Annotated in this window: 17 protein-coding genes and 3 pseudogenes; 11 read left to right on the top strand and 9 right to left on the bottom strand. The window is 72.9% G+C overall.

Translation table 11 applies throughout. From position 1 onward, the window contains the following. Positions 1-145: 145 nt before the first annotated feature. The gene (locus ACWDZ7_RS22045) at positions 146-1867 is read left to right on the top strand and encodes an acyl-CoA dehydrogenase family protein (protein WP_451799078.1); all 1722 of its coding nucleotides are present in this window, start codon (positions 146-148) and stop codon (positions 1865-1867) included. Here the strand turns inward: ACWDZ7_RS22045 and ACWDZ7_RS22040 are convergent. Continuing rightward, the gene (locus ACWDZ7_RS22040) at positions 1864-2289 is read right to left on the bottom strand and encodes a Fur family transcriptional regulator (protein ID WP_451799076.1); all 426 of its coding nucleotides are present in this window, start codon (positions 2287-2289) and stop codon (positions 1864-1866) included. The genes ACWDZ7_RS22045 and ACWDZ7_RS22040 overlap by 4 nt on opposite strands. Before the next feature lie 232 nt (positions 2290-2521). On the opposite strand from ACWDZ7_RS22040, the gene katG reads away from it, so the two are divergent. Continuing rightward, positions 2522-4753, top strand: coding sequence for a catalase/peroxidase HPI (gene katG, locus ACWDZ7_RS22035; protein WP_451799074.1), 2232 nt, complete (start codon positions 2522-2524; stop codon positions 4751-4753). A 61-nt stretch (positions 4754-4814) separates the two neighbouring features. On the opposite strand, the pseudogene ACWDZ7_RS22030 reads toward katG, so the two are convergent. Then, a pseudogene (locus ACWDZ7_RS22030) lies at positions 4815-5419 on the bottom strand (VWA-like domain-containing protein); the annotation flags it as partial. Positions 5420-5494: 75 nt separating this feature from the next. Here ACWDZ7_RS22030 and ACWDZ7_RS22025 point away from each other — a divergent pair. Beyond that, positions 5495-5667: pseudogene (locus ACWDZ7_RS22025) on the top strand (DUF2201 family putative metallopeptidase); the annotation flags it as partial. Here ACWDZ7_RS22025 and ACWDZ7_RS22020 read toward each other — a convergent pair. Further along, positions 5668-6329, bottom strand: a pseudogene (locus tag ACWDZ7_RS22020) (AAA family ATPase); the annotation flags it as partial. A 162-nt stretch (positions 6330-6491) separates the two neighbouring features. On the opposite strand from ACWDZ7_RS22020, the gene ACWDZ7_RS22015 reads away from it, so the two are divergent. Further along, entirely contained in the window at positions 6492-7856 is a 1365-nt protein-coding gene (locus ACWDZ7_RS22015; RefSeq protein ID WP_451799072.1) for an FAD-dependent oxidoreductase, read from the top strand. Positions 7857-7874: 18 nt separating this feature from the next. On the opposite strand, the gene ACWDZ7_RS22010 is transcribed toward ACWDZ7_RS22015, so the two are convergent. Then, positions 7875-8501, bottom strand: coding sequence for a histidine phosphatase family protein (locus tag ACWDZ7_RS22010; protein WP_451799229.1), 627 nt, complete (start codon positions 8499-8501; stop codon positions 7875-7877). A gap of 187 nt (positions 8502-8688) precedes the next feature. On the opposite strand from ACWDZ7_RS22010, the gene ACWDZ7_RS22005 reads away from it, so the two are divergent. Both ACWDZ7_RS22005 and ACWDZ7_RS22000 read left to right on the top strand, forming a co-directional pair. After that, positions 8689-11817 (top strand): BTAD domain-containing putative transcriptional regulator, encoded by a 3129-nt coding sequence (locus ACWDZ7_RS22005; RefSeq protein ID WP_451799070.1) that lies wholly within the window; start codon positions 8689-8691, stop codon positions 11815-11817. A 295-nt stretch (positions 11818-12112) separates the two neighbouring features. Beyond that, positions 12113-12802: a M15 family metallopeptidase gene (locus tag ACWDZ7_RS22000; RefSeq protein ID WP_451799068.1), complete on the top strand. Its 690-nt coding sequence runs from the start codon at positions 12113-12115 to the stop codon at positions 12800-12802. Here ACWDZ7_RS22000 and ACWDZ7_RS21995 read toward each other — a convergent pair. Genes ACWDZ7_RS21995 through ACWDZ7_RS21985 form a run of 3 tightly spaced genes read right to left on the bottom strand, consistent with a single transcriptional unit; the run spans position 12799 to position 15467 of the window. Further along, on the bottom strand, positions 12799-14172 hold the full coding sequence (locus ACWDZ7_RS21995) for an aldehyde dehydrogenase family protein (RefSeq protein ID WP_451799066.1): 1374 nt from the start codon (positions 14170-14172) through the stop codon (positions 12799-12801). The two genes, ACWDZ7_RS22000 and ACWDZ7_RS21995, sit on opposite strands and share 4 nt — an antisense overlap. Next, the gene (locus ACWDZ7_RS21990) at positions 14172-14768 is read right to left on the bottom strand and encodes a TetR/AcrR family transcriptional regulator (protein WP_451799064.1); all 597 of its coding nucleotides are present in this window, start codon (positions 14766-14768) and stop codon (positions 14172-14174) included. Before ACWDZ7_RS21990 ends, ACWDZ7_RS21995 begins: the two co-directional genes overlap by 1 nt. 3 nt (positions 14769-14771) lie before the next feature. Further along, entirely contained in the window at positions 14772-15467 is a 696-nt protein-coding gene (locus ACWDZ7_RS21985; RefSeq protein WP_451799062.1) for a type 1 glutamine amidotransferase domain-containing protein, read from the bottom strand. Positions 15468-15618: 151 nt separating this feature from the next. Here ACWDZ7_RS21985 and ACWDZ7_RS21980 point away from each other — a divergent pair, with 151 nt between their 5' ends. Further along, the gene (locus ACWDZ7_RS21980) at positions 15619-16572 is read left to right on the top strand and encodes a DNA-binding protein (protein ID WP_451799061.1); all 954 of its coding nucleotides are present in this window, start codon (positions 15619-15621) and stop codon (positions 16570-16572) included. Here the strand turns inward: ACWDZ7_RS21980 and ACWDZ7_RS21975 are convergent. Beyond that, positions 16535-17113, bottom strand: coding sequence for a TetR/AcrR family transcriptional regulator (locus ACWDZ7_RS21975; protein ID WP_451514822.1), 579 nt, complete (start codon positions 17111-17113; stop codon positions 16535-16537). The genes ACWDZ7_RS21980 and ACWDZ7_RS21975 overlap by 38 nt on opposite strands. A 236-nt stretch (positions 17114-17349) precedes the next feature. On the opposite strand from ACWDZ7_RS21975, the gene ACWDZ7_RS21970 reads away from it, so the two are divergent. The 4 genes from ACWDZ7_RS21970 to ACWDZ7_RS21955 are packed head-to-tail and all read left to right on the top strand — an operon-like array spanning position 17350 to position 22154. Next, positions 17350-17892: a (2Fe-2S)-binding protein gene (locus ACWDZ7_RS21970; protein ID WP_451799059.1), complete on the top strand. Its 543-nt coding sequence runs from the start codon at positions 17350-17352 to the stop codon at positions 17890-17892. Continuing rightward, entirely contained in the window at positions 17889-18881 is a 993-nt protein-coding gene (locus ACWDZ7_RS21965) for an FAD binding domain-containing protein (RefSeq protein WP_451799057.1), read from the top strand. Before ACWDZ7_RS21970 ends, ACWDZ7_RS21965 begins: the two co-directional genes overlap by 4 nt. Then, positions 18878-21013: a xanthine dehydrogenase family protein molybdopterin-binding subunit gene (locus ACWDZ7_RS21960; protein WP_451799055.1), complete on the top strand. Its 2136-nt coding sequence runs from the start codon at positions 18878-18880 to the stop codon at positions 21011-21013. Before ACWDZ7_RS21965 ends, ACWDZ7_RS21960 begins: the two co-directional genes overlap by 4 nt. After that, positions 21006-22154 carry an XdhC family protein gene (locus tag ACWDZ7_RS21955; RefSeq protein ID WP_451799054.1) on the top strand — a complete coding sequence of 383 codons (1149 nt, stop codon included), beginning with the start codon at positions 21006-21008 and terminating at the stop codon, positions 22152-22154. Before ACWDZ7_RS21960 ends, ACWDZ7_RS21955 begins: the two co-directional genes overlap by 8 nt. Here the strand turns inward: ACWDZ7_RS21955 and ACWDZ7_RS21950 are convergent. Next, positions 22133-24373 carry a glycosyl hydrolase gene (locus tag ACWDZ7_RS21950; RefSeq protein ID WP_451799052.1) on the bottom strand — a complete coding sequence of 747 codons (2241 nt, stop codon included), beginning with the start codon at positions 24371-24373 and terminating at the stop codon, positions 22133-22135. The two genes, ACWDZ7_RS21955 and ACWDZ7_RS21950, sit on opposite strands and share 22 nt — an antisense overlap. Positions 24374-24377: the final 4 nt, after the last annotated feature.

Genomic DNA, 24377 nt, shown 5'->3' with positions numbered 1-24377 from the left:
CCGCAAGGGGCTGGCAGCAAGGGGCTGACGCCAAGAGGCACGCGACCTCCCTGGTGAGCCGTGTCTCACCGAGGCGTTGCCACTTGTTTATGCAACGAATTGCATAGAAGGATCGGTGCCCCCGACCAGGAAAAGGCGAACATCCATGGCCGACGCGCTGCTGTTCAACCCGCGTACCTACGACCCGACGCACTTCGACCCCGAGACCCGCAGGCTGCTGCGCGCGACCGTCGACTGGTTCGAGGCCCGAGGCAAGCGCAAGCTGATCGAGGACTACCGCTCCCGTGCCTGGCTGGCGGAGTTCCTGGAGTTCTCCGCCAAGGAGAAGCTGTTCGCGACCTTCCTCACGCCCGCGTCCGCCGCTGACGGGCACCGGGACAAGCGCTGGGACACCGCCCGCATCGCCGCGCTCAACGAGATCTTCGGCTTCTACGGACTCGACTACTGGTACGCGTGGCAGGTCACCGTCCTCGGTCTCGGCCCGGTCTGGCAGAGCGACAACGCGGCGGCCCGTACGCGCGCGGCGGAACTCCTCTCCGAGGGCGAGGTGTTCGCCTTCGGTCTGTCCGAGAAGGCCCATGGCGCCGACATCTACTCCACCGACATGCTGCTGGAGCCCGACGGCGACGGCGGGTTCCGGGCGAGCGGCTCCAAGTACTACATCGGCAACGGCAACGCCGCCGGACTGGTCTCCGTCTTCGGCCGGCGCACCGACGTCGAGGGCCCCGACGGCTACGTCTTCTTCGCCGCCGACAGCCGCCACCCGGCGTACCACCTGGTGAAGAACGTCGTCGACTCCTCGAAGTACGTCAGCGAGTTCCGTCTCGACGACTACCCGGTCGGCCCCGACGACGTACTGCACACCGGCCGCGCCGCCTTCGACGCCGCGCTCAACACGGTCAACATCGGCAAGTTCAACCTCTGCACCGCCTCGATCGGCATCTGCGAGCACGCGATGTACGAGGCCGTCACCCATGCCCACCAGCGCATCCTCTACGGACGCCCCGTCACCGCCTTCCCGCACGTACGCCGCGAGCTGACCGACGCGTACGTCCGTCTCGTCGGCATGAAGCTGTTCAGCGACCGCGCCGTCGACTACTTCCGCTCCGCCGGCCCCGACGACCGCCGCTATCTCCTCTTCAACCCCATGACGAAGATGAAGGTGACCACGGAGGGCGAGAAGGTCATCGACCTGATGTGGGACGTCATCGCCGCCAAGGGCTTCGAGAAGGACAACTACTTCGCCCAGGCGGCGATCGAGATCCGCGGCCTGCCCAAGCTGGAGGGCACGGTCCACGTCAACCTCGCGCTGATCCTGAAGTTCCTGCGCAACCATCTCCTGGACCCTGCGCCGTACGAGCCCGTCCCGACCCGCCTCGACGCCGCCGACGACGCCTTCCTCTTCCGCCAGGGACCGGCCCGGGGCCTGGGCTCCGTCCGCTTCCACGACTGGCGCCCCGCCTACGACGCGTACGCCGAGGTGCCCAACGTCGCCCGCTTCCGCGAACAGGCCGACGCCCTCTGTGAGTTCGTGACGACCGCCGCTCCCGACGAGGAGCAGAGCCGTGACCTCGACCTCCTCCTCGCCGTCGGCCAGCTGTTCGCACTGGTCGTGCACGGCCAGCTGATCCTGGAGCAGGCGCGCCTGACCGGCCTCGACGGGGACGTCCTCGACGAGCTGTTCGCGGTCCTGGTGCGCGACTTCTCCGCCCACGCCGTCGAACTGCACGGCAAGGACTCCGCCACCGCGGAACAGCAGCGCTGGGCACTGGGCGCGGTGCGGCGCCCGGTCGTCGACGACGCCCGCTCCGCGCGCGTGTGGCAGGCCGTCGAGTCACTGGCCGGGACGTACGAGATGGCGCCCTAGCGGCTCGCGGGGCGGGCGCAGTCGGGGCAGCGGCCCCGGTACGTCACCTCGGCGGCGGAGACGGTGTAGCCGAATCTCTCGGAGTCCGGCAGGTCCGTCAGAGGGTCGCCGCCGGGGTGGACGTCCCGGATGGTGCCGCACTCCGAGCAGACGAGGTGCTGGTGGGGGCGGTGGGCGTTCGGGTCGTAGAGCTTGGCGCGGCCCCGGGTGGTCACCTCGATCACCTCGCCGAGCGAGACGAGCTCGCCGAGGGTGTTGTAGACGGTGGCGCGCGATATCTCCGGCAGCCGGGCGGTGGCCCGCACGAGTATCTCGTCCGCGGTGAGATGGACGTGGTCGCCGTTGAGCACCTCGGCGACCACCCGGCGCTGAGCGGTCAACCGCCAGCCGCGTCCGCGCAGTCGTTCCAGCAGGTCACTCATGGCCACCAGCCTTACTGTGCATCGTCCGACAGATGAGTACGTGCGGGCCTGTCTGTCGTATTGACTTGGACTTGGTCCATCGTAGGATCGGATCCGGCGATAGCCAAGGCGCAGGGCAACAGCGGGGAACGGCACGTGACTTCAGCAACCGGGCCCGCCGGTGGGGCCTGAGCCCAACGGTGCAGCCGTCCGCAGTTCCGCATCGTGATCCGCCCCGTCCGGAGGGATTTCCATGACCGAGAACCATGACGCGATCGTCACCGACCCCAAGCCGGAGGAGGTGTCCGGCTGCCCCGTCGCGCACGCGCGCGCCCCGCACCCCACCCAGGGCGGCGGCAACCGCCAGTGGTGGCCGGAGCGGCTCAACCTGAAGATCCTCGCCAAGAACCCCGCCGTCGCCAACCCGCTCGGCGAGGAGTTCGACTACGCCGAGGCGTTCAAGTCCCTCGACCTCCCGGCCGTGAAGCGGGACATCGCCGAGACCCTCACGACCTCGCAGGACTGGTGGCCCGCCGACTTCGGCCACTACGGCCCGTTCATGATCCGCATGGCCTGGCACAGCGCGGGCACCTACCGGATCAGTGACGGCCGCGGCGGCGCCGGATCCGGCCAGCAGCGCTTCGCACCCCTCAACAGCTGGCCGGACAACGCCAGCCTCGACAAGGCCCGCCGACTGCTGTGGCCGGTCAAGAAGAAGTACGGCAAGAGCATCTCGTGGGCCGACCTCATGGTCCTCACCGGCAACGTCGCCCTGGAGTCGATGGGGTTCAAGACCTTCGGCTTCGCCGGCGGCCGCGCCGACGTCTGGGAGCCCGACGAGGACGTCTACTGGGGTCCCGAGACCACCTGGCTCGGCGACGAGCGCTACACCGGCGACCGTGAGCTGGAGAACCCCCTCGGCGCGGTCCAGATGGGCCTCATCTACGTCAACCCCGAGGGCCCCAACGGCAACCCCGACCCGATCGCCGCGGCCCGCGACATCCGCGAGACCTTCCGCCGCATGGCGATGAACGACGAGGAGACCGTCGCCCTGATCGCGGGCGGCCACACCTTCGGCAAGACCCACGGCGCCGGCCCGGCCGACCACGTCGGCGACGACCCCGAGGCCGCCCCGATGGAGCAGCAGGGCCTCGGCTGGAAGAGCACGTACGGAACCGGCAAGGGCGCCGACACGATCACCAGCGGGCTCGAAGGCATCTGGACGAACACTCCGATCACCTGGGACAACAGCTTCTTCGAGATCCTCTTCGGATACGAGTGGGAGCTGTTCAAGAGCCCCGCGGGCGCCCACCAGTGGCGGCCGAAGGACGGCGCGGGCGCCGGGACCGTCCCCGACGCCCACGACGGTGCGAAGACCCACGCCCCGACCATGCTCACGACGGACCTCTCGCTCCGGCTGGACCCGGCCTACGAGCAGATCTCGCGCCGCTTCCTGGAGAACCCCGACGAGTTCGCGGACGCCTTCGCCCGCGCCTGGTACAAGCTGACCCACCGCGACATGGGCCCGGTCGCGCGCTACCTCGGCCCGGAGGTCCCGGCCGAGACGCTGCTGTGGCAGGACCCGCTCCCGGCGGTGACGCACGAACTCGTCGACGCGGCCGACATCACCGCCCTCAAGGCGCAGGTCCTCGCCTCGGACCTGTCGGTGTCCCAGCTGGTGTCCACCGCGTGGGCCTCGGCCTCGTCCTTCCGCGGCAGCGACAAGCGCGGCGGCGCCAACGGCGCGCGCATCCGCCTGGAGCCGCAGAGCGGCTGGGAGGTCAACCAGCCCGACCGGCTGGCCACCGTCCTGCGCACCCTTGAGGGCATCAAGGAGACCTTCGACTCCGCGCGGAGCGACGGCAAGCGGATCTCCCTCGCCGACCTGATCGTGCTCGCCGGCGCCGCCGGTGTCGAGCAGGCCGCCAAGGACGCGGGCTTCGACATCGAGGTCCCCTTCACGCCGGGGCGCGTGGACGCGACGCAGGAGCAGACGGACGTGGAGTCGTTCGCCGCGCTGGAGCCGACCGCCGACGGGTTCCGCAACTACCTGGGCAAGGGCAACCGCCTGCCGGCCGAGTACCTGCTGCTCGACAAGGCCAACCTGCTGACGCTGAGCGCGCCCGAGCTGACGGTCCTCGTCGGCGGCCTGCGCGTCCTGGGCGCGAACTACCAGGAGTCGAAGCACGGCGTCCTCACCACCTCCCCCGGGACGCTGACCAACGACTTCTTCGTCAACCTGCTCGACCTCGGCACGGAGTGGAAGTCGACGTCCGAGGCGCAGGACGCGTTCGAGGGGCGCGACGCCGCCACGGGCGAGGTCAAGTGGACCGGCACCCGCGCCGACCTCGTCTTCGGCTCCAACTCCGAGCTGCGCGCGGTCGCGGAGGTCTACGCGAGCGACGACGCGAAGGAGAAGTTCGTGAAGGACTTCGTCGCGGCGTGGGACAAGGTCATGAACCTCGACCGGTTCGACCTGGTCTGAGCCGCCCGACGCCGCCGAGTACGACATCCGGGCCGGCCTGGATGTCGTACTCGGCGGGGGCTCACCCGATGCCGACCACGCGCGCCCAGGCGGGCGGCAGGTCCGGCACGTGATCGGGGTCGTCCTCGTCCCACGACCCGTCGGCTCCCTGCCGGGGGAAGAGAGGCCCACGACCGTCCGGCACGGCGGCCGCGTGGCCGGCCACGGCGTCTGGCCGTCGGTCAGCACGACGATGACATCGGGGCGCGGATTCACCCGGGGCGCCCTGGCGAAGCCCGTACGCAGATCCGTGCCGCCGCCGCCCATCAGCGGAATGCCCTCACCGCGGCAGAGCGGGTGCACGAGCCGGGCGGACGCGTCGCACGGCAGCACGGTCACCAGGTCCCGACGGCCGCCCACGGCACGGGAGGTCGCGGCGACTTCCAGGAGCGCGCTGCCCAGTTCGGCGTCGCTGACCGAGCCGGAGGTGCCGATGACCACGCGGACCCGAGGCGGCCTGCGCCGCAGGCTCGGCAGCACGACGCCGGGCACCCCGGCCGAGCGCCGCCCCGGCCGGCCATACGTACAGTCCTCGCCCGCGCCGGAACCGGAGGCCGCCGAGCGGCCGGCCGCGCCCAGCAGCTCCCGCCGCGCCTGCGGCGGATGGAACGCCTCCTCGGCCCACCGCGTGGTGGTCGCGCAGCAAGTGGGACACAGGGTGTCCCTGTCCCAGCGCCTCCCAGCGGGCCGACCCCCGCCCGGCTGCAAGCGGCCCGGCCCGCCCCTACTCGGCGACGGCCCTGTTCGCCCTGCGCACCGTCGAGTCGCGACGGGTGCCGACCTTGGCCGTGGACCGGCACTGGCGGTGCTACGTCTCACCCGGGTTCGTGGCCGGGACACCGGTGGAGGAACTGGCCGCGGTGTGGGTGCACGAGGACGACGACCCGGGCAGGGGCCCCGGTCTCCACCGCCCGGACCAGGAGCGCCCACGCCGCGTCCCAGCGGGACTTCTCCGGTCTCCCGCGCACCGCTTCCACCACGCCGTCGAGTACGGCCTGGCGCAGGTCCCCCCGCTCGGGCAGGGCGGCGCCCGCCGGGTCGGCGAGCAGCACCTCGGGGTCCGGGAGGTCCATCCGGTCCAGGCTCGCCAGAGCCGGCGGCGGTCGCGAAGCCGATCAGGCGCAGGGCCGTCTCCCGGCTCCGTGGGGACGGCCGGGCGCCGCCCCGGCGCGCTTCGCCGCTGGGCAGCTGGTGGACGAGTCCGGAGCGGGCGGCGAGGAGCCCGCAGACCGCGCGGCGGGCGAAGTCCACGGCCTCCGGCAGCTTCTGAGGGGTGAGCCGCGGGAGGGTCGCGCGGGGCCAGTTGCCACCGAGGCCGCGTACGACGACCTCGTGGTCGTGGGCCCACTGAAGACGGACGAAGCGGTTGGCCAGGGGCGGACTCAGCTCCCAGCCGTCGGCCGCCGGCGAACGCGGGTTGGCGGCGGCCACGATCCGGACGCCGGGCGGCAGCCGCAGGGCGCCGATCCGCCGCTCCAGGACGAGGCGGAGCAGGGCGGGCCCGCACGGCCGGGGGCGCGGTGGACAACTCGTCAGCTGATTTCGGCGAGACTGAGGCCGCGGCTGAAGGCATCGCCTCGCGCGGAGAACCCATAAGGCAGCCTTATGAGGTCATAAATCTGACCCGGCTACTTACTTAGGCATGCCTTAGCTTAGGCTTCCCGGTGAGTACCTGATCACCGCTCGAAGGGAACTGAACATGCCTCGCCCTCTGCGGGTAGCCATTGTCGGAGCCGGCCCCGCCGGGATCTACGCTGCCGACGCGCTGCTGAAGTCCGCGGTGGCTGTCGAACCCGGTGTTTCGATCGACCTCTTCGAGCGGATGCCGGCCCCCTTCGGTCTGATCCGTTACGGCGTGGCCCCCGACCACCCCCGCATCAAGGGCATCATCACGGCCCTGCACCAGGTGCTCGACAAGCCCCAGATCCGGCTCTTCGGCAACGTCGACTACCCGAACGACATCAGCCTCGACGACCTCCGCGGCTTCTACGACGGGGTGATCTTCTCCACCGGCGCGACGGCCGACCGCGCCCTGGACATACCCGGCATCGACCTCGACGGTTCGTACGGCGCCGCCGACTTCGTGTCCTGGTACGACGGCCACCCCGACGTGCCGCGGACCTGGCCGCTGGAGGCCGAGAAGGTCGCCGTCCTCGGCGTCGGGAACGTCGCGCTCGACGTGGCCCGCATCCTCGCCAAGACCGCCGACGAGCTGCTGTCGACCGAGATCCCGCCCAACGTCCACGAGGGCCTCAAGGCCAACAAGGCGCTGGAGGTCCACGTCTTCGGCCGCCGCGGCCCCGCGCAGGCGAAGTTCAGCCCGATGGAGCTGCGGGAGCTGGACCACTCCCCGAACATCGAGGTCATCGTCGACCCCGAGGACATCGACTACGACGACGGGTCGATTGCCACGCGGCGCGGCAACAAGCAGGCCGACATGGTCGCCAAGACCCTGGAGAACTGGGCGATCCGCGACGTCGGCGACCGCCCGCACAAGCTGTTCCTGCACTTCTTCGAGTCGCCGGTCGAGATCCTCGGCGAGGACGGCAAGGTCGTCGGCCTGCGCACCGAGCGCACCGCCCTGGACGGCACCGGCAACGTCAAGGGCACCGGCGAGTTCAAGGACTGGGACCTCGGCGCCGTCTACCGCGCCGTCGGCTACCTCTCCGACGAACTGCCCAAGCTGCCCTGGGACCTCGCGTCGGGCACGGTTCCCGACCAGGCGGGCCGGGTGATCGAGGAGACCGGCGAGCACCTCGGCTCGACGTATGTCACCGGCTGGATCCGGCGCGGGCCCGTGGGGCTCATCGGACACACCAAGGGCGACGCCAACGAGACGGTCGCCAGCCTCCTCGACGACCACGAGAACGGTCGCCTGCACACCCCCGAGGCGCCCGCTCCGGAGGCCGTGGACGCGTTCCTCGGCGAGCGGAACGTCCGCTTCACCACATGGGACGGCTGGTACCGCCTCGACGCCGCGGAGAAGGCGCTGGGCGAGCCGCAGGGCCGCGAGCGCGTGAAGATCGTCGAGCGTGAGGACATGCTCGACGCGAGCGGCGCCTGAGTTCTCCCGCCCGGGTCGTCAGCCGAGGTGGCGCGTGTCGCCCAGGCTGACGACCTGGCGGTTGTGGAAGAAGTCGTCCTCCCGCAGCACCGTGATGCTGCCGGAGGGCGCCCGGAAACTGACCGAGCCCAGCGAGTCGTACGGCATCCTGATCCACGCCGCCACGACGAACGTCAGCGCGAAGCCGTGCGTCACGACGATCTGGTGCCCGCCGGGGCGGCGCAGCAGCTCGTCCATGGCCGCGTAGACGCGCCGCGCGCACTCCCCTCTCGTCTCGGCGCCCGCGACGCCCTCCTGGTGGCCCATCCGGTCACCGTCGGCCGGCGGCGGGACGAACCGCCGGTCCAGCCACTCCTGCGGCCGCCCCTCGGCCTCCCCGTAGGACTTCTCCCGCAGTCTGCGGTCCAAGGACGTCCGTACGCCGAACAGTTCCGCCACCGCCTGTGCCGTCTGCCGGGCACGTCGCAGATCCGAGGAGATCACCTCCACTTCCGCGCCGTCGGGGATCTGTGCCCGCAGCGCCCCGGCGATGGAGGACGCCGCGCCGCGGCCCGCCGCGGTGAGGTGAGAGTCGTGCCAGCCGCCGACCACGCGTTCGACGTGGTGGGTCGCCTCCGGGTGGGCGATGACGTACATGCTGCGCATCAAGTGCCTGCCTTTCATGTGGGTACTCACCATGCGTGACGCGTGGCTGATTCCTTGTGCCCGAAGCCGAGCCGGCGCCGGGCGGACGTACCATGACCGTCGATCGGGGGCGGGGTCGCAGCGAGGGGCCGACAGAGCGGGGAACACGGAGCGGGGGCGGTGCGGGGCAAGACCCATGGAGATGGGCGTGGACACGGACATGCACTACCGCTTGCTGGGGCCGGTCGAGGCATGGCGCGAGGGGCGTCGCCTGGCGCTCGGCGGCCCCAAGCCCCGGGCGCTGCTCGCGGCGCTCCTCCTGGAGCCCGGCCGTGTGGTCTCCGCCGACGCACTGATCGACGCGATCTGGGGCGACCGGCCGCCGGACACGGCACGCTCCCTGATCCAGTCGTACGTCTCGGCACTGCGCCGCGCGCTGTCCGCCGACGTGATCGAGACACAGCCACCCGGCTATCTGATCCACGCCGACGCCGACGTCGTCGACCGCGCCGCGTTCGAGCGGCTCACGGGACAAGGGCGGCAGGCGGCCGCCGCGGGCGACCACGCCGGCGCCGCCCGGCTCCTGAGCGAGGCCCTCGCGCTCTGGCGCGGCCCCGCCCTCGGCGGCATCGGCGAGACCCTGCGGGCCATGGCGGACCAGTTGGAGGAGGCCCGGCAGGCGGCCCTGGAGGAGCGGATCGCCGCGGACCTCGCCCAGACGGGCCGCGAGACGGAACTGGTCGCCGAACTCACCGCCCTCGTCGCCACCCACCCCACGCGGGAGCGGCTGCGCGGCCAACTGATGCTCGCCCTCTACCGGCTGGGGCGCCAGGCGGACGCGCTCGCGGTGTACACGGAGGGCCGCGACGTACTCGCCGAAGAGCTGGGCATCGACCCCGGGCCGGGGCTCCGGGCGATGCACGAGGCGATCCTGCGGGCGGACGAGGAGCTGCTGCCCGCCGCCCGCAGCGCGCCGGTGGTCGGTGACGCCGCCGCCGTCGAACGCCCGCGCCCCCACGACGCGGGCCCGCCGCCCGCCCCGGCCCTCCTGCCGCCCGCCATCGGCGACTTCACCGGGCGCGAGGCGCAGCTCAGCGAGGTGCGGGCCGCGCTGACGGGCCCCGGGCCGCGCGAGGCCATGCCCGTCGTCGCTGTCACGGGCCCCGGCGGCGTCGGCAAGTCCGTCCTCGGCGTCACCGCCGCGCACCGGGTCGCCGAGGCCTACCCGGACGGGCAGCTCTACGCCGAACTGCGCGGCGCCACCGACCCCGTGGCCCCCGGCGAGGTGCTCGGACGCCTGCTGCGCGCCCTGGGAGCCGATCCCCCCGAGGGCGACGCCGAGCGCAGGGACCTCTTCCGCAGCCTGGTCGCCGGGCGCCGCGTCCTGCTCGTACTCGACGACGCGGGCAGCGAGTCACAGGTGCGCCCGCTGCTGCCGGGCAGCGCCACCTGCGGCGTGCTGATCACCGCGCGCGCCCGGCTCGGCGCCCTGCCGTGCACCCACCGCACCGACCTCGACGTGCTCGACACGCGGCCCGGCGCCGACCTGCTCGCCCGGGTCGCGGGCGAGTGGCGCGTGCGCGACGATCCCGACGCCGTGCGCCGCGTCGTCGAGCTGTGCGGCGGCCTCCCGCTGGCCCTGCGCATCGCCGGGGCCCGCCTCGCCACCCGCAAACACTGGACGGCGCGCACGCTCGCCGAGCGGCTCGCCGACGAACGCCACCGCCTCGACGAACTGGCCGTCGGAGACCTGGAGGTCCGCGCCGGACTCGGCCTGAGCTACCGGGCCCTGGACGCCCCCGCCCGCACCGCGCTGCGCCGCCTCGGCCTGCTCGCCGCGCCCGACGTCGCCTCCTGGGTGATCGCCGCCCTGCTGGACGTGCCGGAGACCCAGGCGGAGCGCGTCGTGGAGCAGCTCATCGACGCCCAGCTGCTGCACTGCACCGTCGTCGACCGCGCCGGACAGCCCCGGTACAGGCCGCACGACCTCGTACGGGTCTACGCGGCCGAGCGCGCCGAGGCCGAGGACACCCCCGCCGAACGCTCCGCCGCCATCGGCAGGGCGCTGGGCGCCGGGCTCTGGCTCACCGGCCGCGTCGCGTCCGCCACCCCGTCCGGCGCGGTCAGACTGCACCGCGGCTTCCTCGACTCGGGCGGCCCGGTCGGCGCCGCGTCCGACGCCATGCGCCACCTCGTGCGGCCCGTCGGGCCCGAGGCCACCCGGCGGGCGCTCGCCGACCCGGCCGCCTGGTTCGAGGCCGAGGCCGACGCGTACGCCGCCGCCGTCGAACGCGCGGCCGCCTACGACCTGCACACTCTGGCCTGCGAGGCCGCGGCCGCCTTCTGCTCGTCCGTGTACGCCGTGGGCAACCGCTTCGAGGCCTGGTGGCGCAGCCACGACGCCGCCCTGGCCGCCGCCCGCCGCGCCGAGGACCGCTCCGGCGAGGCCCTGCTGCTCATCGGCCTCGGCCAACTCCGCTACGAGCAGGACCGGTTCGACGAATCGCAGGCCTTCTTCCGCCAGGCCGCCGGGCTCTGCGCCGAACTCGACGACACGCGCGGCAGGGCCGCCGCCCTCGCCGGACTGGGCAGCGCCCTGCGCGAAGCGGGCCGGCTGCGCGCCGCTCTCGACGTGCTCGGCCGGGCGATCGAGGGCTTCCGCGGTCTGCAGGACGATCCGGGGCTCGGGCTCTCCTACCGGTTCGCCGGCACGGTCCACCTCGAACTGGGCGAGTACGAGCAGGCGTTCACCCTCCTCGACGAATCGCTGCGGGCCTACCGCAGGCTCGGCAGCCGCCGCGGCGAGGCGCTCACGCTGCGCTCGATCAGCCTGGTGCACCGCGCGCTCGGCGCGTACGAGGAGGCGGAGGAGCTGTCGGACCGCGCGGTGGACCTCCTGCGCGTCATCGGCGACCCGCTCATGTCGGCGTACGCGGTGCAGGCGCGGGCCAAGTGCCGCTTCCGGCTGGGGAGGTGGGCCGAGGCGGACAACGATCTGCGGGACGTCCTCGCCACCTGCCGCTCCCACCACGACCGCTTCGGGGAGGCGCTGGCCCTGCGCACACTCGGCGAGTGCGAACTGGCCGCCGGCCGCCCCGACGCCGCCGAGAAGCATCTCACCGCGGCTGCCACGCTCTGGGCCGCCCTGGAGCTGCCGCTGCCCCGCGCCCGCACCCTGCGCGACCTCGCCGCCGCGCGTGAGGCCCTGGGCGAGCGGGACCAGGCGCTCGCCCTGCGCGCGGAGGCACGGGAGGTCTTCACCGCGTACGAGGTACGAGAACGGGATGAGATGCGCGAAGGGGGCGAAGAGGGCAAAGGGGATAGAGGGGACGGCTGACCGTGCCGGCCGTGGTTCTGGAGGACTTGGCGCGGTTTTGCAGAGAACTTGCAGCGCCTCGCGGGACGCTCTACGTGTCGGCGGCGCCAAAGGGTCGACAACACGGGGGAACGAATGCAACGGGGGATCTAACGGGGGAAAGGTCACTGTTGCCTCGCACGGCCCATACGACCGCGACAGTCGGCCGTATGGGCCGTACTTCGCGTGGAGCCACTGCAAGGCGGGGGACTCCGGGGGCGGGCCGCGGCCCGCCCCCGGAGCTGTGCCCGTCACTCCTGCCACGAAGGGGCCGAGCATGCCGCCGATCATCCTCATGAACGATCCGCGCGTGGTCGGCATCCCGGTCCACGAATGCGGCGAGGCCCTCGTCGACCTGCGCCAGCTGCCCTTCGTCGACGTCGACGAGCGTCTCGCCGACCCGGCGGGGGCCTACGCCCAGCTGCGCGAGGGCGTCGTCTGGCGGCTCGCCCGCGCCGCCCGGCTGCTGCCCGAGGGTCTGCGCCTGCTGGTCACCGAGGGCTACCGCCCGCTCGACCTGCAGATCAAGTACTACGAGGAGTACGCCGCCGAACTCAGACGCGCCCACCCCGACTGGTCGGCCGACCACCTCCACCGGCAGACGAGCCGCTCCCTGTCACCGCCCGAGGTGGGCCCGCACGTCGCGGGCGCCGCCGTCGACGTGACGCTGTGCACCACGGCCGGGACCGAACTCGACCTCGGGACACCGGTGAACGCCAGCCCCGAGGAGAGCGACGGCGCCTGCTACACCGAGACCGACCGCATCTGCGCCGCCGCCCGCCGCAACCGCCGCACACTGAGCGCGGCACTGGCCACGGCGGGCCTGGTCAACTACCCCACCGAGTGGTGGCACTGGTCGTACGGCGACCGCTACTGGGCCCACACGACAAGCGCCCCCACCGCCCGCTACGGCCCGGTGACGTTCGGCGCGCGCACCGGGCCGCAGGGCGTGTCACCCCACGCCTAGGTCGTGGGCCGACCCGTCTGGCCGAGGGGCACGTCGAGGCGTGCGCGGCGGTGGCTGAACGCGGCGATGGAGTGCGGGCCGTGGTAGCTGCCCATGCCGCTCTCGCCGACGCCGCCGAACGGCAGGTCGGGCACGCGCAGGTGGGCCATCGGCAGCCCGAAGCCGAGCCCGCCGGACGAGGTCTCCGCGGCGAGGCGCCGCCGGGTGGTCTCGTTCTCCGTGAAGCCGTAGAGGGCGAGCGGCTTGTCGCGGTCGTTGATGAAGGCGATGGCCTCGTCCAGGCCGGCGACCTCCACGATGGGCAGGACGGGCCCGAAGATCTCCTCCCGCATGACGGGGTCCTCGCCGGTCACCCCGGCCAGGACGGTCGGCGCGATGTACACGTCGTCACGGTCGGTGCGCCCGCCGAACGCCGTCGTCCCGGAGTCGAGCAGCGCGGCGACGCGGTCGAAGTGCCGCTGGTTCACCATGCGTCCGTACGCATCGGAGGACTGCGGGTCCGGGCCGAACATGCCCTCAAGCGCCTCGGCGAGGGCGACTTCTAGGGCGCGGGCGGTGGCCGGGTCGGTCAGGACGTAGTCCGGCGCCACGCACGTCTGCCCCGCGTTGCGGAACTTGGCGTCGGCCAGGCGCGTGGCGACCGTGGTGATGTCGGCGTCCCGGTCGACGAAGACCGGGGACTTGCCGCCCAGTTCCAGCGTGACGGGGGTGAGGTGCTCGGCGGCGGCGCGCATCACGATGCGGCCGACCGTGCCGTTGCCGGTGTAGAAGATGTGGTCGAAGCGCTGGGCGAGCAGCGCCGTGGTCTCCGGGATGCCGCCCTCGACGACGGCGACCGCCTCCGGGTCCAGGTACCGCGGCACGAGGCGGGCCATCAGCTCCGAGGTCGCCGGGGCCAGCTCGCTCGGCTTGAGGATGACGGCGTTGCCCGCGGCGAGCGCGCCCGCGACCGGCACGAGCGAGAGCTGGACCGGATAGTTCCAGGGCGCGATGACAAGGACGGTGCCCAGTGGCTCGTACTGCGTACCGGCCGTGGATCCCTGCGGCAGTCCGGCGAGGGCTTCCTGGTCGAGCGGCGTCGGGGTGAGCCACTGGGCCAGATGGGTCAGCGTGTGGTCGATCTCGTGTATGGGGAGGTCGACCTCGGCGGCGTACGCCTCGGGGCGGGGCTTGCGCAGATCGCTGTGGAGGGCGTCGGCGATGGCCTCGCGGTTCTCGGTGAACAGGGCGCGCAGCCGGGTCAGCTGCTCCTCGCGCCAGGCGAGGGGCCGGGTGCGGCCGGTGGCGAAGGTGGCGCGCAGCCGGGCCACGAGGGCCGCGGTGTCCTCGCTGCCTCGGGTGTCTTCGGTGGGGGTGGCGGCGGTGGTCATCAGGATGTTCCTCGGGGGGTGCTGGGAGAAGAGTGGGTGTGGGGGGTGTGGGCGGCGCCGAGCAGGCCCGTCACGAGGGCGGCGGTCGCCGGGGTCAGCAGGTCGCGGGCGCGGGGCGTCGCCTCCAGGCCGACGACCATCGCGACGCAGATGTCGGCGGCCTCGGACGGCTCGACGCCCTCCGTGGTGCCCGCCTCGGTGAACAGGGCGATCAGGAGGTGGCGCAGCTCCGAGGTGGACGCCGTGCAGATCTCGCCGAACAGCCGGGCCTTGCCGTCGAGCAGCTCCGTGGCGTGCGGGGAGTCCCCGGCCAGCTGGAGCACGAGGTCGAGCTTGGCGGCCAGGACGCCGTGCAGCCGCTCCCCGTAAGGGGCTTCCGCCTCGGCCGCCTCCCGGGCCCGCCGGAGCGCCTGCTCGTGGAGGCGTCCGGCGAGTCTGCGGAAGGCGTCGTCCTTGCTGCGTACGTACTGGTAGACCGCTGACCGGGACACGCCCATGGTGGCGGCTATGTCGTCCATCGTGGTGCGTCGCGCGCCGTACCGCGTGAGGCAGTCGTAGGCGGCGTCGAGGACCTCGTCGAGCCGGTCGGTGCCCATGGCTCAGGCCAGCTTCTTCAGCAGCTCGGCGGCGAGCGGGGCGGAGGAGGCGGGGTTCTGGCCCGTGACGAGGTTGCGGTCGACGACCACCTTCGGGGCCCACGGCTCGCCCTCCTGGAAGTCGACGCCGATCTCGACCAGGCGGTCCTGGAGCAGCCACTTGGCCTTGTCGGCGAGGCCCGCCCGGGTCTCCTCGGCGTTGGTGAAGCCGGTCAGCCGGTATCCGGCGAAGACGTTCGAACCGTCGACCGTCGTGGCGGCGAGCAGGGCGGCCGGGGCGTGGCAGACCACACCGAGCGGCATGCCGATCTCCAGCGCCAGGGCGAGCAGCCTGCCGGAGTCGGCGTTGACCGCGAGGTCCTCCATGGGGCCGTGACCGCCGGGGTAGAAGACGGCGGCGTAGTCGGCGAGGTCCACTTCCTCCAGCTTGACCGGGTGCTGGAGTTCGGTGAAGGAGTCGAGCGCGGCGGCGACCTTGTCGGCGCCCTCCTGGCCGCCGTTGGCCTCCGGGGCGAGGGAGCCGCGGTCGACGGTGGGGACCACGCCGCCCGGGGTGGCGACGACGATCTCGTGGTCGGCGGCCTTGAACGCCTCGTAGGGGGCGACGGCCTCCTCGGCCCAGAAGCCGGTCGGGTGCAGGCTTCCGTCGGCCAGCGTCCAGTGGTCGGCGCCGGTGACAACGAAAAGGATCTTCGACATGGTGGTCTCCGAGGGTGAGGAGGTTCAGTGGCTCTGACGTTCCGTGCGCAGAACGTCAGTACGGCGATGTCTCGACGGTAGACCGATCGGACATAACTATCCAATGCGGAAATAAATGCGAGGTATCGGAAATCCGATGGGAGAACAGGGAATGCCGGAGCAGAGCGGTGAGCGCCGGGGTTCGACCGTGCCCTCGGTCATACGAACGCTCCGGCACCTGCTGGCCCTGGACGCCACGCACGGCGCCCGCGCCGCGGTGCCCGCGCTGCGCGAAGCCGTACGACGCGTGCCCGAGCTGTCCGCCGATCCCGTGAGCCTGCGGCATCTCGACAGTGAGCTGCTCGCCGCGCTCGCCGAGCTGTGCGAGGTCATCGGCTGGATCCTCTTCGACGCCGGACTCCACCACCGCGCCCACCGGGCGAACGTGCGGGCGCTGGCCCTCGCGGACCTCCGCGGTGACCGCTGGACGGCGCGCCTCGTGCTCCTGAACCACAGCATGCTCCAGGCCCACGCCGGCCGCCCCCGCGCCGCCCTGGAGACCGCCTCCCGGGTGGCGGGGCCCCGCGCGCTCCCGGCCAGGGTCGACGCCCTCGTCCTGATCCGCCGGGCCCACGCCATCGCCCTGCTCGGCGGCCACGGTGAGCCCATGGAGCTGATCTCCCGTGCCCGGAGCCGCTTCCTGGACGGCGTCTCCCGCCACGACCCGCCCTGGGCGTGGTGGATCGACGACATCGAAGTGCTCGGCCACCAGGGCTGGGTCCTGGCCCGGCTGCGCCGCTGGAACCAGGCGATCCCGCTCCTGCACCGGGCCGCCACGGCCCCCGGCGGCCCCGCCTACCGCGACCTGTTCGGCGCCCAACTGCTCTCGGCGCTCGCGGGAGCCGGTGCCTGGCGGGAGGCCGAGGACGTCGTCGTGGACCTCGCGCCCCGCGCCGCCCGCATCGGGTCCGCCCGCACAGCCGGGTCCCTCGCCGCCACGGCGGTCCGGCTGCGCGGGAGCGAAGCGGCCCCCGCCTCACTGCGTGACGGGGCGGCGCACCTCTTGAAGGTGCTCGGCCTCGACGGGCTCAGCGCCCCGGAGCGCCGGCCTTCAGCCCGTCCATGACCAGGTCCATGAGGCGCCCCGCACGCGCCTGCCAGTCACCGTGCGGATCGATCTGCCACAGCCCGGCGATGGCGAGCAGGAAGTCGTCGGGGCTCACCCCGGGGCGGATGGTGCCCGCCTCCTCGTTCGCCTTCAGGAGGAGCGCCACCGCCTGGGTGAGCGGCCCGTGGCCCACCCCGGCGAGGCTGCCCAGCGCGCTGGTCGCACGGCGTATGGCGTCGGCCAGTCCCGCCTTGGCCATCGCGTACTGGACGAGGCGGTCCATCCACTCCCGCAGGGCCTGGTCGGGGGCGCGGGTGTGCAGCAACTGGCAGGCGGTGTCGGAGACCTGCTGCACTTCGTAGCGGTAGACCTCCAGGACGAGGGCCTCGCGGTTGGGGAAGTTGCGGTAGAACGTGCCCTGCCCGACGCCCGCCTTCTTCGCGATCGTGCTGAGCGGCGCGTCGCTGCACCGCGTCAGCTCCGCCAGGGCCACTTCCAGGATGCGGTCGCGGTTGCGCTGCGCGTCCGAGCGCAAGGGTGCGTCCTTGTGCTGCCCCACTCGCTCTCCTCCCGCGCCTCACGGCCCGATTCGGCCTTGCTAAGCGGACAGCTGTCCACTAAGTTCGAAGGCTAATGGACAACTGTCCACTTAGGGCCACCATAGCGCCAGACACGGCCAGGGGGCAGTCCGCCCTGCGCGGGACGCCCCTCTCCTTCTCCTGTACAGCGCCACCTCCTCCCGAACCTCCCGCCGGGACCGCCTCGTTCGACGCGATTCGCGAAAGAAGGCTGCTCATGGCTCCATCGACGTCCAGTGCCCTCACCCTGAACATCAACGGCGAGAAGCACACACTGACCGTCGACCACCGCACCACCCTGCTCGACGCGCTGCGCGAGCGGCTCGATCTCACCGGCACCAAGAAGGGCTGCGACCAAGGCCAGTGCGGCGCCTGCACGGTGCTGATGGACGGCCGCCGCGCCGTCTCCTGCCTGCAGCTCGCGGTCGCCGCCGAGGGGCGCGAGATCACCACCATCGAGGGCGTCGCCGACGGTGACCGGCTGCACCCCGTGCAGCAGGCCTTCCTCGACCTCGACGGTTTCCAGTGCGGCTACTGCACCCCCGGACAGATCTGTTCGGCCCTGGGTGTGATCGAGGAGCACGCGGCGGGCTGGCCGAGCGCCGCCACCACCGACGTGCGGCCCGAGGCGGGCGTGCCCGAGCTGACCGCGGAGGAGATCCGCGAGCGGATGAGCGGCAACCTCTGCCGCTGCGGCGCGTACGTGTCCATCGTGCAGGCCGTCGCGAAGGCGGCCCGCGCAGAGGAGGAAGCGGTATGAGGGACTTCGGATACCGGCGGGCGCACGACGTGCCCGGGGCGGTCGCCCTGCTCGGCGCCGACCCCGACGCCCGCTACCTCGGCGGCGGCACCAACCTCGTCGACCTGATGAAGACCGGCGTCGAGCGGCCCGCGCTTCTCGTCGACGTACGCGAACTGCCCCTGGACGGCATCGAGTCCACCGACGACGGAGGGCTGCGCGTCGGCGCGACCGTCACCAACAGCGACCTCGCCGCCCACCCGGAGGTGCGGCGCCGCTACCCCGCGCTGGCCGAGGCCGTCCTCGCGGGCGCCTCCGGTCAGCTGCGCAACATGGCGACCGTCGGCGGGAACCTGCTCCAGCGCACCCGCTGCGGCTACTTCACCGATCTCAGCAAGCCCTGCAACAAGCGCGCCCCGGGCACCGGCTGCTCCGCCATCGAGGGCGAGCACCACAACCACGCGATCCTCGGCGCCACCGAGCACTGCGTGGCCACCCACCCCTCCGACATGGGCGTGGCGCTCGCCGCCTTCGACGCCGTCGTCACGTACGAAACGGCCGACGGCGCGGGCGAGTTGCCGCTCGCGGAGTTCTATCTCCCGGTCGGGGACACCCCGCACCTGGAGACCGCGCTGCCGCCCGGCGCGCTCATCACCGGCGTCATCCTGCCGCCCGCCCCGGTCGCCGCCCACTCCCGCTACCGCAAGGTGCGCGAGCGCGCCTCGTACGCGTTCGCCATCGGCTCCATCGCCGGGGCGCTCGACGTACGCGACGGTGTCGTACGCGAGGCACGTATCGCCTTCGGTGCCGTCGCGTCCCGGCCGTGGCGGGCGAGGGAGGCCGAGCGGACGCTGACCGGGGGCCCGCCGACCGCCGAGGCGTTCGCCGCCGCCGCGGACGCCGAGCTGGCCGCGGCCCGGACGCTGCCCCACAACGCGTACAAGGTGACGCTGACGCGCAACCTCGTCGTGGCCCTGCTGACCGAACTCGCCGAGGAGGCCGCCCGATGACCACGACGACCGGACCCACCGCGGTGACGCGCTCCGTCGGCGCCGCGCACACCCGCGTCGAAGGCGTCGAGAAGGTCACCGGCGCGGCGCGCTACGCGGGCGAGATCCCCTTCGCCGACCTCGCCCACGGCTGGCTCGTGCTCTCCACGATCGCCCGCGGCCGCGTCACCTCCGTCGACACCGGACCCGTCCTCGCGATGCCCGGCGTCCTGACCGTCCTGCACCACGGGAACGCGCCGCGCGTCGACGCGGACTACGAAGGGATGCTGGGGCGCCCCGACCCGGTCGTCGGCGTCTTCCAGCACGACCGCGTGCACTTCGTCGGCTGGCCGGTGGCGCTCGTCGTCGCCGAGACCTCCGAGCAGGCCAGGGAGGCCGCCGAGGCCCTCGTGGTCCGCTACGACCAGGAGCCGCACGACATCGCGTTCTCCGCGGGACGCCCCGGCACCTACACGCCGGACGGCGAAGGCATGCGTACGGAGAAGGGCGACCTGGAGGCGCAGCTCGCCGCCTCCACGCACGTCGTGGACGCCGAGTACACCACGCCCGAAGAGCACCACAGCCCGATGGAACCGCACGCGGCGACCGCGCGCTGGGACAACGGCCGTCTCGACATCGTCGACTCCAACCAGGGCAGCACCTGGATCGCGGACGAGCTGTCGAAGCTGTTCTCCCTCGACCCGGCCTCGGTGCGGGTGCGCTCCGAGCACGTCGGAGGAGCCTTCGGCTCCAAGGGCCTGCGGGTCCACCAGGTCCTCGCCGTGATGGCGGCGACCGTTCTGCACCGTCCCGTCCGCGTCGTGCTCTCGCGCCGCCAGATGTTCTCCCTCGTCGGCTACCGCAGCCCCACCACGCAACGCGTCCGGCTCGGCGCCGAGCCCGACGGACGGCTGCGCGCCCTCGACCACCAGGGGCAGAACCTGACATCGACCGTCCATGAGTTCATCGAGCCGAGCGCCGGGTACGGGCGCCCGATGTACGACGCGGACGCGCACCACACCGTCAACCGCGTCGTACGCCTCGACGTGCCGACGCCGACCTGGATGCGTGCGCCCGGCGAGGCCCCGGGCTCCTTCGCGCTGGAGTCCGCGCTCGACGAACTCGCCGAGAAGTGCGGCATGGACCCCATCGCGCTGCGGGCCCGCAACGAACCGGAGGTGGGGCCCGTCTCCGGGCTGCCGTTCGCCAGCCGGAACGTGACGGCCTGCTTCGAGGAGGGCGCCCGCAGGTTCGGCTGGGCGGACCGCGACCCGCGTCCCCGTCTGCGCCGCGAAGGGCGCTGGCTGCTCGGCACCGGCACCGCCGCCGCCACCTTCCCGGTCCTGGTGGGCCCGGCCACGGCGGCCGTGACGGCGCGGGCGGACGGCACCTTCACCGTGCGCATCACCGCCGCGGACGTCGGCACGGGCGCCCGGACCGCGCTCACGCTCATCGCCGCGGACGCCCTGGAGGTGGCGCCGGAGCGCGTCCAGGTGCGCATCGCCGACAGCGACTTCGGTCCCGCGATGATCGCGGGCGGTTCGATGGGCACCCGGTCCTGGGGCTGGGCGGTCACGGTCGCCGCGCGCGAGCTGCGGGAGAAGCTGGTGCCCGGGGGTGACATCCCGCCGGAGGGGATCACCGCGCGGTCCGACACCAGCGCCCTCCTGGGCACGCTCGCGCAGAAGGAGCGGCACTCCTACGGCGCGCAGTTCGCCGAGGTCGCCGTGGACGTCGCCACCGGCGAGGTGCGCGTACGGCGCATGCTCGGCATCTTCGCCGCGGGGCGGATCATCAACCCGCTGACCGCGCGCGGCCAGTTGACCGGCGGCATGACCTGGGGCCTGTCCATGGCGCTGCACGAGGAGGCGGTCAGGGACCGGGCCTCGGGCGCCCCGGTGAGCCCCGACCTCGCGGGCTACCACGTCGCCGCGCACGCCGACGTGCCGCACATCGAGGCGGACTGGGTGGACGACCTGGACCCCGATGACCCCGTCGGGATCCAGGGCATCGGCGAGATCGGCATCGTGGGTGCCGCCGCGGCGATCGCCAACGCCGTCTGGCACGCGACGGGCGTCCGCCACCGGAACCTGCCGATCCGCCCCGACCGCGTGATCGAGGACGCGACCTGGACGGGCAGCAGCAGTGCTTGACATCGCCGAGGACCTGAACCGATGGGTCCAGGAGGGCCGGGACTTCGCGGTCGCCACCGTCATGAACGTCGGCGGCAGCGCACCGCGCGGTCCCGGCGCCGCCCTCGCCGTCGACGGCGAGGGCACGGCCATCGGCTCGGTCTCCGGCGGCTGCGTGGAAGGGGCGGTGTACGACCTGTGCGTCCAGGCCCTCCAGGAGGGCACGGTCACCGTCGAGCGGTTCGGGTACAGCGACGAGGACGCCTTCGCGGTGGGCCTGACCTGCGGCGGTGTCATCGAGGTGCTGGTCACCCCGGTGGCCGCGGACGCGCCGGACAGGGCGGTCTTCGCCGCCGCCCTGTCGGCCGCCGCCCACGGCGGGACGGCCGCGCTGGCCCGCATCACCAGGGGCCCCGCCGATCTGCTCGGCAGGGCGCTCGTCGTACGCGCCGACGGCACGTCCGAAGGGAGCCTGGGCGGGCACCCGGAGCTGGACCGCATGGCGGTGGGGGAGAGCCGCGCGCTCCTGGCGGCGGGCCGCACCGGCGAGTTCGTCGTCTCGGAGAGCGGGTCGCGCTGCGGGAGCGCCCTGACGTTCCTCGTCGAGTCGAGCGTGCCGCCGCCCCGCATGATCGTGTTCGGGGCCGTCGACTTCGCGGCGGCCCTGGTCCGCGCCGGGAAGTTCCTCGGCTACCACGTCACGGTCTGCGACGCCCGCCCGGTCTTCGCGACGCCGGTCCGCTTCCCCGAGGCGGACGACATCGTGGTCGAGTGGCCGCACCGCTATCTGGAGCGCACCGCGACGGACGAGCGTACGGCCTTGTGCGTGCTCACCCACGACGCCAAGTTCGACGTGCCGCTGCTCGCCGCGGCGCTGCGGCTGCCCGTCGCGTTCGTCGGCGCGATGGGTTCGCGCCGCACCCACGAGGACCGCGACCGCAGGCTCCGCGACATCGGCGTCACCGAGGACGAACTGGCCCGCCTGCACTCGCCGATCGGCCTGGACCTCGGTGCTCGTACGCCCGAGGAGACCGCCCTGTCCATCGCGGCGGAGATCGTCGCGGTGCGGCAGGGCGGCACGGGCCTGCCGCTGACCGGCTCCCGGACGCCGATCCACCATGACGCGTCCGGGAGCCGCCCTCAGCGGGTGGTCAGCTCGTAGAAGCCCCGGCCGAACGTGGCCGCCACCAGCCGGTCGTGCCCGGCGTCGTACTCGATGTCGTCGACCGGCACCGCGGGCATGCCCCGGCCGAGCCGCGTCCACGCCGCCCCGCCCGAGCCGGAGGTGAAGACGCCCTGGTCGGTGCCGACGTGCAGCCGCCCGCCGTGCCCGAGGACGAGATCGTTCACGGGCGCGTCCGGCAGATCGCCCGACAGATTCCTCCAGTGCCGGCCACCGTCCGAACTCCCGTACACATACGCCTTGTCGGATCCGGACCGGTAGGCGGAGTGGGTGGTGTACACGCGGTCCGGGTCGCGGGGGTCGACCACCACACGGGTCACCCAGGAGCGGCCCTCGGCCAGCTTCGTCCAGTGCGCGCCCAGGTCCTTGGTCACCCACACCCGGCCGTCGTCGGTGCCCGCGTAGACGGTGCGGCCGTCGCCCGCGGGCGCGATCGAGGTGATCGTGCCGTAGTTGGTGTAGAGCGGGTCGGGGCCCGGGCCGCCGGACAGGTCGGGGCTGATGGGCCGCCAGGTCGCGCCGCCGTCCGTGGAGCGGTTGAGCACCTCGGAGCCGTAGTAGAGGATCTTCGGGTCCTTGGGGTCGAAGACGACGGGTGTGAACCAGTTGCGGCGCTTGAAGGTCGTCTTGTCCGCGAAGTAGGTGAGGGTGTCACCGCCGTCCGTGGAGCGGAAGCAGTTGCCGTACTGGTAGCAGGCGAAGACGTTGTTCACGTCGACGGGGTTGATCAGGTTCTCCTCGCCGTCCCCGCCGAGGTACTCGTTGAAGCGGTCCCCGCCCCAGGAGCGCAGGGAGCCGTTGTCCTGGGAGCCGCCGGAGATCCGGCCGGTGTCCTGCGGGCTGATGGCCGCGCTGTAGAGCTGGGTGTACGGCTCGTGCCGGGCCTTGACCCAGCCGCCGTCGCCGTTCGCGTCGGAGCGGTAGACGCCGCCGTCGTTGCCGAGGTAGACGCGGCCCGGCCTGCGCGGGTCCCACACCATCGCGTGCTGGTCGACGTGGATGCTGGTGTCGTCGGCGCTCCAGGTGGCGCCGCCGTCCTTCGTGGTCATCAGGGGCACGCCCGCGACCTGCACGTGGTCCGCGTCCTTCGGGTCGGCCCACACCTTCCCGAACCACCAGCCGAACGTCGACTGCGACTCGGACAGCTTCTGGTCGGCCGGGGTGCGCCGCCAACTGTCACCGCCGTCGGTGGAGGCGTAGAAGCCCTCGAAGGGCCCGCTGGTCTTGTTGACGATCGCGTACGCCTTCTCACCCGCGACCGCCAGGCCGATCCGCCCCACGTCCGGCCCCTGCCCGGGAAGTCCGCCGCCGAGCCGCCGCCAGCTCTTGCCGTCGTTGTCGCTGCGGAAGATCCCGGAGCCCACACCGCCGTAGGTGCGCAGCTCGGGCGTGCGGCGGTGGTCCCACAGCACGGCGTACAGCCGCTTGCCCCGGACGACGATCTCGGTGGCTCCGGTGAACTCGTTGGCGCCGGTCAGGATCCGCCGCCAGGTCTTGCCGCCGTTCTCCGAGCGGTAGACGCCACGGTCACCGCCTCCGTTGTAGAGCGACCCCGCGGCGGCCACGTAGATGCGGCGCGGATTGTCCGGATCCACGGTGATCGCGCTGATGGCGCCGGAGTCGCGCAGGCCGATCCGCCGCCAGTGCCTGCCGCCGTCGGCGCTGCGGTAGAGGCCGGTTCCCTCGTACGTGATGCTGCCGCCGCCGGGGTTGGGCTCGCCGGTGCCCGCGTACAGGGCGCCGTCCGGACCGGTGGCGACCGCGCCCATGGCCTGGGTCCAGCTGTCGGGCCAGGCGGACTTGAACGTCTGCCCCGCGTCCGTGCTGCGCCAGACGCCGCCGCTGGCCGCGGCGGCGTACAGGGTGTCGGCCCGCTTCGGGTCGAGGGCGAGCGACACGATGCGGCCGCCGATGTTGGTGGGGCCGAGCGCCTTCCACCGGCCGCCGGTGGTGGGCAGCTCGCGGGCCTGCGCGGCGGCGTTCTCGTGGGCGTGCCGGGGGATCGGCTCCCCCGGCACGGTCTTCTGCAGATAGCGGTACTCGGCCGGTGCGGCGGGCCCGCGCACGGGGCGGTAGACATCGCCGGGGCCCGGTGGCGCTGCGCCCGCCGGTGCGGTGGCCAGGAGGGCGACGCCCACGAGCGGGGCGAGGACCAGATGGAGCAGCCGTCTGCGCATGGGCACCCTCTTCTTCGTCATGGCC

The organism is Streptomyces sp. NPDC003032, assembly GCF_053591415.1.
Note: the sequence above shows the minus strand (reverse complement) of the source record. Positions and strands in the feature narration are given on the sequence as shown.